The following is a 12,346-nucleotide window of genomic DNA, read 5'->3' on the forward strand; positions in this document are numbered from 1 at the left end:
CATCTAAACATACCTGGCACCGTCGCGCTACTAGATTCACTTAGGCAGGCTCATTCGTCGCCGATTTATAATCAAGACTCCCCCTGCTCACCATCCCGGTAAGCGCCCGGGGTAGTCCCCGCGTATTTCTTGAACACCTTCGTGAAGTAATGCTTGGTGTCGAAGCCGACCTGCCGCCCGATCTCGCTTACGTTGAGGTGCGGCTGGGTTCTGAGCAGCTTCTGCGCTTCTCTAATTCGCAAGGAGTTTAAGTAGTTGACGAAAGTGTCTCCCGTCTCCTTCTTGAACAGGCTGCTGATATAATTCGGATGCAGCTTCATCCGGTCGGCGAGATGATCGAGAGACAGATCGTCCATGTAATTCGTCTGAATGTAGGCCATAAGCCGCTCGGCATGCCGGCAATATTCGGAATCGGATACGGCCGGCAGCTCTCCCTTGACGCGTCCTAACAGGGACGCGATCTCCTCTTTGTCCAAAGGCTTCAGCAAATAATCCACCACGCCGGCACGTAGCGCTTGACGGACGTATGCGAACTCGTCGTAGCCGGTAAGAACAATGAAGCGATCGCACAAGCCCTCCCGCCTTGCTTCCTCCATCAGCTCGAAGCCGTTCTTCTCGGGCATATTGATATCCGTAATCGTCACGTCGGGCATAAAGCTTATCATCGCCTCCAAGGCCTCGATGGCATTAGGAGCTTCGCGAATGACCGTGCCGGCCGGCGCGACTGCTCCGACGATCTTTACGAGCCCGTTCAGAATCAAAGGCTCGTCGTCCACGATCAATACCTTCATCCCCGTCACACCGTCCTTTTCGCAATCATGATGCGCGCGAGGGTTCCTTTGCCCTGTTCGCTTGTCACTTCCAGCCGGGATTCCCCGCCGAAGAACGCTTTGATTCGTTCATTGACGTTCCACAACCCCAAGCTGCCCGGCACTTCCGTTTTTCTAAACTCATCGTTCTTGGACAGCCGTTCCTGCAACTCGAGCAGCTTATCCGGCGGAATCCCGTTGCCATTGTCGGAAATTTCGATCTTGACCTCCCGATCCGTCTCCGTCGCCTGCAACCGAATATGAACGGGGCGAATGACGGCCGATGCCCCGTGCACGATCGCGTTCTCGATTAGCGGCTGCAGCAGGATCACTTCTATCCTTCGCTTTCGAGGATCTACTATTCAATCCACGATCTCTAAAGTGATCTTGTATACATAGATGCCCTTTTCGATTCTATATTCATCGTGAATATTTTTGGTCCATCCAGTATCTCCACCAAGACCTGCATGTTTGTAATCGATATGAAGGAAAACAGAATCGGATGTGCCAAGCTCGTCCTCGTAGGCGGCATTGTCATACTGTCCGATGCTGTACTGATGGATGTCAAAATGGAAGTGACCCGCCGAGGTAACTTTTACCTTGCGGTCATCCGCCGACACATACAAATAACGGACATCTTCCTTGCCCCCGCACTCAACCGGCACGATGTAGGGAACATGCTGTTCTTCAACAGAGCTTTCATATATACCGACGAAGGCAGCCGTTTTACGGTCCGCATAGTTATCCCATGGCCCGCGGCCATACCATTTGATACTCTTCCAGGCAGCAGGGAAGGTAAAGCTCAGACCGATTCTCGGTAAGGTATCGACATTAGCATTATTCACGACAGTGTTAGTAATTTCAATGCCTTTACCGCCAATCGCATACTCCGTAAGTGTTTCAATGCATCCATGATGAAGAACATGAACCTGAATGATGACTGATGCAGGCGCTGCATATACCCGGATACGCTTGATCTCTTTCTGATCGGAGTCCAGCCCGAGGCTTCTCCAATCATCTGCATAGTTTAGCGTCTCACCAGGCACACCTGCGTCTATCCCCGTTGGCGGCCGATAGAAATTGTTCGCTCCGCCCGTAAAGTAGTCTTGATTATTGTATCTGACAGAAATGAACTCTGCCGTTTCTTTCGAGAAGACCACGTTCGTATTTTCATTATAAATATGAATTTGATTCGCAGCTTCTTCATATACCAGGCTCCCACTTTGAATATCCCCGGTATGTATTTCATATACGGAATCTTTCAACTCGACCTGGCATGCATAGATACAGGTTCCCTTATTTGCATAATAGGTGTCCTCGTTCAGATAAGCATAAAAATTCAGGAACGCTTCCCCAGAGACCTTGGTTGGATCGTATGGTGCCTGAAGACTTTCGATAGCTCCGGCCGGCGTGTGTAATCGGGGTAATGTACCGTTTTCCACAACCTTCCCGTCGCAAACAAGTTCCCACCCGATGTCCAGGTGGCTTAAGTCCCGATGCGTATAATGATTATAAATTCGATAACTTTTATTACCGGGAACATCATAAGGTCGTTTAAAATAATCGATCTGGACGGGAGCTTGTACATTTTTAATTTCATAGGCAGCCGGTTTCAGCGTTAAATCCGGAAATACAATGCCGTTCAGGCACATATCGGGCGCGGAATCAATAATCTCTTCCTGGAAGGCGCCGCCATAAACATATTTTTTGTTCCCAGATTCATCATGCCGGACAAGCGCTTTATCCTGGAAATCCCAAATGAAGCCGCCCTGAAACCGCGGGAATTTATAAATAAGGTCCCAGAATTCCTTAAAATTCCCGTTGCTGTTGCTTTTCGCGTACGCATATTCACACATAATAAACGGCCGCAAGTCATCGCTGCTCGTCATGCAATCCACGATCCAATCCTTCTGAGGATACATGGGCGCCATGATATCGGAAATATTAGCCGGAGGATTCAAGGACTCATACTGAACATATCTTGTTTTATCATATTCCTTCATCCACCCGTACATGGCAGCATGGTTCGCTCCGTAACCGGACTCATTTCCCAAGGACCACAGAATGATCGAGGGATGATTCTTATCTCGCAACACCATCCGTGCTGCACGTTCCATATAAGCATGCGTCCATTCGGGAGATGCGCTGAGCTGGCCGCCGATGCCATGGGTCTCAATATTGGCCTCATCCACAACATATATGCCCAGTTCATCACAAAGCTCGTACCATTCGACGGCATGCGGATAGTGACTCGTTCTTACCGCATTGATATTTAGCGATTTCATGATCTTGATCTGCTCCCTCATATACTCCGTCGACACCACGCGCCCCGTTTCGGGACAAAATGCATGAAGGTTGGTTCCGCGAATGATGAGACGTTTGCCGTTAATTTTCAATATCCCGGTGTTATCGATGCTGATTTCTCGGAAGCCGACATTTGCACTCTCGATGTCAACGACATTTCCGTCAGGGTCGATCATTTCCAATACCAATTTATAGAGGTAAGGAATTTCGTCGCTCCACAATTGGGGACTCTTAATGGTTTGTTTGACTTTCGCCACATAGTTGTCTTGCAGGTAGGATCTGAAATCCGCAAACTTCGGCGTCTCAAATTGCGTAACCAATTTTCGATCGTGATCATAAAGAGACAGACGCACGTGAGCTTCCCCATAACAGCTTGCTTGATTATTAGGATAAACCGTCACGGCTAATTCGGCATTGTCATAATCACCCGGGAAAAGCGTTTCGATTTTATAATCATGAATTCGCATTCGCGGTTTTGCATAAATCAGAACATCTCTGAAAATACCCGATAGATGCCAGTAGTCCTGATCCTCCAGATAAGAACCGGCTCCGAATCGCATCACCTGAACGGCCAAATGGTTTTGCCCCGTTTGGATGTAATCGGTAATATCAAAAGAAGCGTTAAGCTTGCTGTCCTGCGAATAACCGACGAACTTCCCGTTTAACCACAGATAAAAGCAGGATTCCACACCGGCAAAATCGATAAACAAATCTCTGCCGTTAAAATGTTCAGGAATTTCGAACGATAGGACATAACATCCGGTGAGGTTATCCTCCGGCACATAAGGCGGATTCAAAACAAATTCTTCTTGCTTCAGTTGAATTTCGTGATGAGAGTCCGCCCCCTTCCGCGCAAAGGGATACTTAATATTAGTGTATATAGGTTTCCCGTATCCGAACAACTCCCAGTTGGAAGGAACAGGGATATCATCCCATTTGGACACGTCATATGCAGGATGATAAAACTCATCAGTTACTACATCCGGAGATGAAAACGTTTTAAATTTCCAAGTGCCGTTTAAGCATTTTACGTATTTTGACGCTCTCCGGTCGCCGCTTAGCGCCTGTTCCACGGTTTCGTATATTCCATACGGCTCATGCATGGGATGACGGTTCTTGTGAGCGACATGCGGATTCTCCCAGTCTCTGTTCAGCTTCATACGTTTCGAATAACCCCCTCATAAATTGTCTTAATTGGTTGTGCTATGAAAGTCGATACCCTTATAATATAAGGACAAGTTTTCATATAAAATGTTAGGTCTGGTAATTCATTTATCCATTTTGGTAGGTGCGGTGACGATATGAATTTTGATGCTATAAAAGAAAACGATGTCGTATACCGGTGTATCGGAGACGATTTCGACCAGGGCATTTTGTCATGCGGCTTTATGAGAAAAAGAACGGCAGAGCGCTCCCAGTATGACTTCAGGATCGGATATTACAGCTGTTTGTTGGTCCTGCAAGGCAACGGACGATTTATCTCAAAGGAAGGCACTGTTATTACAATGCAAGCAGGGGATCTGGTACAACGTTTGCCCGATCGTATGCACTCCACCGAAATCGAGCCGAATGGGGAATGGATCGAGTTTTATATCAGCATAGGTTATCCTGTCTATCATTACCTCAAAACGCTAGGCATCATAAATTCCGACCAAGAGGTGCAGCCGATTCGACATACAAGCGATATTTTGAATGAATTTGCCGCCCTGCTTAACTCTCTTAAAGCCGCTGTAGATGAAAGGCTCCCCTATTTGCTGATGAAAGCTCAAGAACTCATTATCCGTTTGCACGGCAGCGTACATCATACTCAGAGAGAGCACAATGATCATAAAATCTCAAAAGCTTGCCAACTAATCGGCGGCGCCAATGATATCCATTACGATATTAAGGAAGCCGCAGCAGCCGTAAATATGGGCTACGAGAATTTCAGGAAGCTATTTAAAGCCACAACCGGAGTTTCCCCTCAGCGGTACCACATTGAACATTTAATGAAACAGGCCAAAATGATGCTCCTCTCCGGACTCCCCATTAAACACGTAGCCGTTAGTCTTGGTTATGGGGATATTTATTCCTTTACCAAGCAATTTACGAAATCGGAAGGAATACCTCCAGGACGTTATATCCGTAACCGCCACAGATAAGCAAGAAACTAAGCAAAGGGCGGGAGGATCTTGCTTAATAAAAAATCAGAAAAGGAAGCGAGATATCGTTCCTTCGCTTCCCTTATCATTCATCAGTTTTTCGGCTCTTGATAAATTTCAAAAGACAAGAGTTTAATTAAATCGATCGCAATTCACAGCATGAGAGTGATAAATAAATTCAGATATGCTGGCGAACAATAAACTTTCTGGTTTCAAGAAATTAATCCCCGTCAGAAAATGAAGCAAGGAATTGTTACGTTGTTCGCCTGTGAAGCGCGAATGAAGAAAACCTTCAGGTATTAGGCGATTCATGACGTTCGATTTCTTCTTGATTTTCGCGGTAGGTGCCGGGAGTCGTTCCCGTATATTTTTTGAACACCTTTGTGAAGTAATGCTTGGTGTCATAGCCGACCCGCTCGCCGATCGCGCTTACCGTCAGATGGGGCTGCGCGCGCAACAGCTTCTGCGCCTCCCGGATTCGCAAGGCGTTCAAGTAATTGACGAACGTGTCCCCCGTCTCTTTCTTGAACAGGCTGCTGATATAGTTCGGATGAAGCTTCATCCGGTCCGCGAGATGGTCAAGCGATAGATCTTCCATATAGTTCGTCTGCATATAGGCCAGAAGCCGTTCGGCATGCAGGCAGTATTCGGAATCGCACGCGGCCGGCAGTTCCTCATTGACGCGTCCCAGCAGGGCGGCGATTTCCTCTTTGTCCAAGGGCTTCAGCAAGTAGTCGACCACGCCCACCCGAAGTGCCTGACGGACATAGGCGAACTCGTCGTAGCCCGTAAGAACGATGAACCGGTCGCACAAGCCCTCCAGTCGGGCTTCCTCGATCAGCTCGAAGCCGTTCTTCTCGGGCATATGAATATCCGTCATCGTCACGTCGGGCATATAGCGCTTCATCGTTTCCAACGCTTCAATGGCGTTGGAAGCTTCGCGAACGTCCGTGCCGGCCGGCGCGACCGCTCCGACAATCTTGACCAACCCGTTCAGAATCAAAGGCTCGTCGTCCACGATCAATACCTTCATCGTCCGTCCACCGTCCTTTTCGCAATGATGATGCGCAAGCAGGTCCCTTTGCCCGGCTCGCTGATAACTTCAAGTCGGGACTCCCCTCCGAAGAACGTTTTGATACGATCATTGACGTTTCGGAGTCCCACGCCGCTCGTCTCGTCCGATCTCCCGAGATCATCGTGTTTGGCCAGCCGTTCATGCAGCTCGAGCAGCTTACCCGGCGGAATTCCGTTGGCGTTGTCGGTCACGTCGATCGTGACCTCCCTCTCCGTCTCCGCCGCGCGCAGCCGAATATGAACCGGGCGCAGGACGGCCGAGGCGCCATGCACGATCGCGTTCTCGATTAGCGGCTGCAGCAGAAAGCGCGGACAAGCCAGACGCTCGGCGTCGATAGACACATCGATCTCGTAGGTCAATCTGCTCTGTAGCCGCATCTTGTGGATGTTCATATAGAAGGCAACCATCTCGATTTCCTTCGCAAGCACCGTCTCTTCCCGCTCGGACGACAAGCTGTAGCGCATCAGCTTCCCGAACCAGAAGGAAATATCGGCGACTTCCTTGTCTTTGTTGGCTTCGGCGACCATACGAATCGTTTCGAGCGTGTTGTATAGAAAATGAGGTTTGATCTGCGCCTGCAGCACTTGATAAGCCGCTTCCTTGTTGCGAAGCTCGACCCGATGGACATTATTGATCAACTCGTCCATCCGCCGGACCATGGTATTGTAGGTGGCAGTCAGGAAACCGATTTCATCTTTTTCGAATCTGCCGCCGCTTTTGATGCTGTGCTGCCTTAGGTTATCGTCGTTCAGCGTTCGCATGTGCCGGGCCAATCTGAGAATTCGCTTTGTAATCGTGGCGGCCAGCACGTAATAGGCGATGGACAGGGCAATCAGCAGCAGCACGATCATCGTGATGAGGACGACTTCCTTCTGCTTGACGGAGCGGAATACGTCGTCCACCTGTCCGGTTACGATGACTCGAACGTCCAACGACTCGAGCTTCAACTGATTAACGATCGTTTTCCGATTGATGAAGAATGCTCGATCATCCGATTGCAGGAGATGAAGCGTCGTGTCGTCCAACTTCGTCTTCTCGTCCGTAAGAAGCTTGCCCTGATCGGACAGCAGGAACGCCTTCCAGTTCGCTTCGACGCCGGCGGCCGCATAGAAATTATGGATCAAGCTATTGCGAACCCGGATCTCCAGCAGGCCGATCCGCTCCGTAATTTGCGTATTGTAAATGTACTGGTAGTAGACTAGATCCGGATCCGACACGTTCGTGTCGGAACGCAGCCACATGCCTTGTCCCGCCTTAAGAGACGAGACGGTTTCCTCGATTCGCGAATCAAGCATGGATCGATCGCGGAACAAGTTGGTAATCGGCAAAACCCGGTCCTTCGTCTTGTAGACGACGAGAGATTCGATCTCCGGATTGGCGTATAGAGACTGCGTGTATAGAGGGGAAATATACCGAATCAGCGCGTAGACGCTGTCCGCGTCGGACTCGTATACACCATCCAAATAGTCGGTCATGTATGGATTGTTCTGCATCACCCGATGAACCGATTGGATGCGGGCGAAGTCCGTTCTCATGTTCGCATAGGCCTGCTCCAGGATCTTCTGCCTGCTTTCCACGAATTGCTGGGTCATGTTGCCGTAAATTTGCGTGTAATAGTGATAACCGAATGCAAGAACGGGAATGAAGATCACAATCACGTAGCCCAGTACGATCTTGCGCATGATGCTCATGGCGGCACTTCCCTCCGACGCGGAATCCTATATCGTAACCGTACCACGCACATCGGAATTCCGATAGAGGCGCGTTGCTTCCAGAGCGGGAATCGCAGGCTACCGTGTCGCGCCCTCATAGGCGGCGCTTCCGTCCGCGGCGAAGGAGAAGCGGCGATAGGATGCCGAATCTCCGGACCAATCCCTGTACACGGAGTAAGATTGCTCCTCGACTCGGAACAACGGAATGAATCGGGCCTCGGCCCCCTCTTCGTCTTCGAAGTAGAATTCCACCCGGCCATCTATCCTCCTGCTTGCGAGCTTCTCGAGAAGATTCCGCTGCGATAGCCCCTTCAACGGTCTGTCGTCCCCGACTCCGGCGAGCAGCACGTTGCCGTACATGAGAGCCGATAGGGCGTCGGAGCCCGGAAGCGAGACCAGGCGCAGGGGCGCCTCGATTTCGACGTCGATTCGATCCCCGTCCCGAAACAGACGTTCAATCGAGACGAATCCGCCTTCTCTCCGGAGCTCGATGGCTTCGGAATTAACTTTCACCGACCGGACGGCCGCTTCCCTGAACAGAATCCGAAGCACAGCTGGCTCTTCGGCCTCGATGAACAGCGCGGACGCAAGACTGTCCGGGAAGTCCGTCCGCTGCACGATGCGAATTCCCCTGTCCTTCCACGCGGCCGTCGAGGAAATGAAGGCGTTGAGGAGCACGGCATCACCGTTCCTGAACCATATATTTTTCTGCAGCTCGCTCATGGCCTCGATTCCCGACGCGGTACAGCACCAGAAAGAGTCGTACGGCTCGCTGAACTTTTTGAGCGCTTGCCTCCCCATCGGCTGGTGGTACTGGGACAGGCCCGTCGTGGCGCTGGCGCTGTTCAAGACGGCATTGTACTTCAGGGATTCCAGATGCTCCAAATATTCGACTTCCCCCGACCATTCCAACAGCCGCCCGACGATTCTTTCCGTATTGTGCGCGCAGCAGCTTTCGCTTTCGCCGCCGGTCAGCGCATCCTCCAACCGGCCGTAACCGCCCCAATGCTCCGCTTTCTCCGACACTCCGCCCCGAATGCAAGCCGTAGCCCGGGAACTGTTGTTGCCGTTGGCGAACGTTCTCCCTTTGACGAAATCGTAGAAATGGAGCGCCGCCTTCTTGTAACGCTCTTCTCCCCCGATGCCGTAACGATGCATGGCGGCGATAACCATGGGTAGATGCGCATTGGCATGCAAATCCTCGAGCACGTCCCGGCCGTCCGCTAGCGGCCCGATCCAATAATCCCGATCGAACAGGCGGCCTAGCTCTAGCATTCTCGCGTCGCCGGTCAGATCATACAACGAATAGAGAGAGTCGCCGATCCCGCCGAACTCGTTCACGGGATTGACCTTCGTACAGCGGAGAATTCCGTCGATCTTCCAGTTGGAGAGCTTCTCGAATCTTCCCTGAACATAAAGAGCCAAGTTGACGGCAAGGTCTAGCGCCTTGGCATTGCGCAAATAGATATTGCAATCGATCAAGCCCTGCAGGATTTTGTGCAACGTATAATAAGGCGCCCATACGTTCCGGTCCTCCTCGAGTTCCAACACATCGAGCTTCTCTTCCTCGAAGGCGCTCAAATACCCGTTCGGCCGCGCGCATCGCGCCAAGACGTCGACGATTTCGCCGGCCTTAGCCTTCAAGGTTTCATCCCCGTCGCCATAAGCGAACTTGGCGCACGCGGACAGGAAATGCCCGACGAAATGCCCTCTCAGGCCGCAATCGGGAGCCTCCCAGCCGCCCAAAGGCGCGGTGTCCGACGGGATTCCCGCGTTAAGCTTGAACGTATGCAACAGGCGCTCTAGGTCGAAGTCGCGAATATACGCTTTGACAAGCTCCTTGCGAGAGGCAAAAGCGTCGTCTGTCAGCCTGACTTCATCAAGTCGGAACGATGTGAACACGGCTTGCATCTCCTTACGGATCATAATGAAACGTTTCGCCGGCCGGCGCGTCGCATCTTACGGCGCTCTCCTTGTACCGCAGCGTACAGGGTTTGCCGTAAAGGGAACGCACTTCCGCGCCGACCAGCTTCCCTCCCGCCCACCGAATGCCTACTTCGAAACCTCCGCGAGCGCGCAATCCCGAGACCGAGCCTTCCGTCCACGACGTCGGCAGGGCCGGGAGCAGGTCGATGATATATTCGGCTTTGCCGTTCTCGTAACGAGAGCGGCATTGCAGCAACATCTCCGCAATGCCCGAGGTTCCGCCGAAATTGGCGTCGATCTGCATAGGGAAAGGATCGTGCTGGTTGAGAAGATTCGGGTTGGTTGAACACGCCAGCAGATCGACGAGCCTCTCGTAAGCGGTCTCCCCGTCTCTCAGCCGCGCATGCAGCGCAATGCGCCATGCCGCGGGCCATGCCACGCTTCGTTCCTGGCTCCGGTGGCGAAGCGCGAGGCTTCTGCGTGCCGCTTCGAACACTTCCGGCGTATCCTCCGTAATCTGATTGCCGGGATACAGACCGTACATATGCGATACGTGTCCATTGGCGTCTTCCGGCCGGTCCCAGTCCTCCAGCCATTCCTGCAATTGGCCGTAACGGCCGATTTGCATAGGGGGTATCCGGCGCAGCGCTTCACGGATTTCGTGTTCGAACGCTCGGTCCTCCCAGTCCCCCCGCAGCAGTTCGATTGCGATCAGACAGCGTTCGAACAAGTCGCGTATCAGTTGCAGGTCCATCGTGGATGCGTAAGTCAGATGCCTTCTGCGATCGCGATCGTCCCTGTAGGCGTTCTCCGGCGAATAGGACGGATTGGTGACCAGCAAACCGGCGAACTTGACGCCTTCGGGCGCCTCTACCATATAATCCAGAACGAATCGGGCAGCCTCTCTCATCGCGGGATAGGCGCGCTCCCTCAAGAAGACCAGGTCGGGGTCGTACTCGAAGTGATCCCACAAGTGCTGCACCAGCCAGACGCCACCCATCGGCCATATGCCCGCATGAATGTCGACCGGCGCAGCGGCTCGCCATAAGTCGGTATTATGATGGACGACGAACCCTCGCGCGCCGTAGTAGGCTTCGGCCGTACGCGCGCCCGTGACGCGCAGATCGTCGATCAGATCGAACAACGGCTCATGGCATTCCGGCAAATTGCCGACCTCCGCCGGCCAGTAATTCATCTGAACGTTAATGTTGGTCGTCCATTTGCTTCCCCATTCCGGCCATTCCTCTTCGTTCCATATGCCTTGGAGGTTGGAGGCTTGGTCGCCCGGCCTGGAGGAAGCGATAAGCAGGTACCGGCCGAACTGAAAATATAGCGCCGCCAGCGCCGGATCCTCCGTCTCCCGGATCGCCCGAACGCGCTGATTCGTCGGAAGCCTGTTCTTCCCGGAGCCTACATCCGGATCGGCACCTCCCAGCCGAATCGATACCCGCTCGTACAATGCCCGATAGTCTTCGACGTGTTCATCCAGCAGCTCGCGATACGAACGTTCGGCGACTCGCGCCATATATCGCTCGTTGATCGCCGACGGATCGCCTTCGATGTCCTGGTAATTCACGAAGCCGGTCGCCCCGGAGAAAATTAGGGTTATAGCGCTCGCGCCGGCGATGCTCAGGACGCCGCCGTCCGCCTTGCACGATCCTCCGTCGCAGAATGCTGCCAGCTTTCCTTCGAATCGGAGCCCCGGACCTTCCCAGCCAGCGCTCCAGTTCCGGGGACCTTGGCGCGTTCCCGTCCGTCCGGTGAGAAGGATCGCGCCGCTGCCGTCGGAACGAACGGCCGAATCCGGATGCACGCTGGACAATGAGGCGTTCACGCTAATGCTGCCCCGCGGGCCGCAGGTCAGCCGAATGACGATGCACCCGCTCGGGCGGGAGCAGAACAGCTCGCGGGTATACACGCACCCATTCGCTTCGTAGGTTACGGTCGTCACCGCCCGCCGCAAATCCAGCTCTCGCCGATAACGGCTAGCCTCTCCGTGCCCCGGAAATTCCAGATGCAGGTCGCAGAAAGGCTGATAGGCTTGCAAATGAACCGGATCGCCCATCATGCGGTCCAGAAACAGCTGCTCCGCTTCCTCGACGCGATCGGCGAAAATCAGGCTTTGCACGTCCCGCAAATAGCGGCCCGCATCGGGGCGGTTATAATCGTGCGGCGCTCCCGACCACAACGTTTCCTCGTTGATCTGGATTCGTTCCTTCTCCGTCGCTCCGAACACCATGGCGCCCAGCCGCCCGTTGCCGATCGGCAGAGCCTCTCTCCATGTCGCGCCGGGCGAGTCGTATTCCAGCTTCATTCCCTCTCCGCCTTTCCGTTCATCTGCGAGCGATTCGCCGCGACATAGCGTGCAAAGTCCGGCAG

Annotated in this window: 8 protein-coding genes; 1 reads left to right on the top strand and 7 read right to left on the bottom strand. The window is 52.9% G+C overall.

The features are described 5' to 3' along the window. Positions 1–71: 71 nt before the first annotated feature. The 3 genes from COHPA_RS0112665 to COHPA_RS0112675 are packed head-to-tail and all read right to left on the bottom strand — an operon-like array spanning position 72 to position 4,273. Complete coding sequence (locus COHPA_RS0112665) at positions 72–791, bottom strand: response regulator transcription factor (RefSeq protein ID WP_035119471.1); 720 nt, start codon at positions 789–791, stop codon at positions 72–74. 5 nt (positions 792–796) lie between these two features. Then, positions 797–1,141 (bottom strand): sensor histidine kinase, encoded by a 345-nt coding sequence (locus COHPA_RS0112670; protein ID WP_027086533.1) that lies wholly within the window; start codon positions 1,139–1,141, stop codon positions 797–799. Positions 1,142–1,171: 30 nt separating this feature from the next. Continuing rightward, positions 1,172–4,273: a glycoside hydrolase family 2 TIM barrel-domain containing protein gene (locus COHPA_RS0112675; protein WP_027086534.1), complete on the bottom strand. Its 3,102-nt coding sequence runs from the start codon at positions 4,271–4,273 to the stop codon at positions 1,172–1,174. 141 nt (positions 4,274–4,414) lie between these two features. On the opposite strand from COHPA_RS0112675, the gene COHPA_RS0112680 reads away from it, so the two are divergent. Then, positions 4,415–5,254, top strand: coding sequence for a helix-turn-helix domain-containing protein (locus COHPA_RS0112680; RefSeq protein ID WP_027086535.1), 840 nt, complete (start codon positions 4,415–4,417; stop codon positions 5,252–5,254). Positions 5,255–5,546: 292 nt separating this feature from the next. On the opposite strand, the gene COHPA_RS0112685 is transcribed toward COHPA_RS0112680, so the two are convergent. The 4 genes from COHPA_RS0112685 to COHPA_RS0112700 form a co-directional block, all read right to left on the bottom strand. Next, positions 5,547–6,287: a response regulator transcription factor gene (locus tag COHPA_RS0112685; RefSeq protein WP_027086536.1), complete on the bottom strand. Its 741-nt coding sequence runs from the start codon at positions 6,285–6,287 to the stop codon at positions 5,547–5,549. After that, entirely contained in the window at positions 6,284–8,020 is a 1,737-nt protein-coding gene (locus tag COHPA_RS0112690; protein ID WP_027086537.1) for a cache domain-containing sensor histidine kinase, read from the bottom strand. Before COHPA_RS0112690 ends, COHPA_RS0112685 begins: the two co-directional genes overlap by 4 nt. A gap of 99 nt (positions 8,021–8,119) precedes the next feature. Continuing rightward, complete coding sequence (locus tag COHPA_RS0112695; protein WP_245590342.1) at positions 8,120–9,952, bottom strand: beta-L-arabinofuranosidase domain-containing protein; 1,833 nt, start codon at positions 9,950–9,952, stop codon at positions 8,120–8,122. Between the two features lie 4 nt (positions 9,953–9,956). Further along, positions 9,957–12,281 (bottom strand): glycosyl hydrolase family 95 catalytic domain-containing protein, encoded by a 2,325-nt coding sequence (locus COHPA_RS0112700; protein ID WP_027086539.1) that lies wholly within the window; start codon positions 12,279–12,281, stop codon positions 9,957–9,959. Between the last annotated feature and the right edge of the window lie 65 nt (positions 12,282–12,346).

Source organism: Cohnella panacarvi Gsoil 349, assembly GCF_000515335.1.
Lineage (GTDB): Bacteria > Bacillota > Bacilli > Paenibacillales > Paenibacillaceae > Cohnella > Cohnella panacarvi.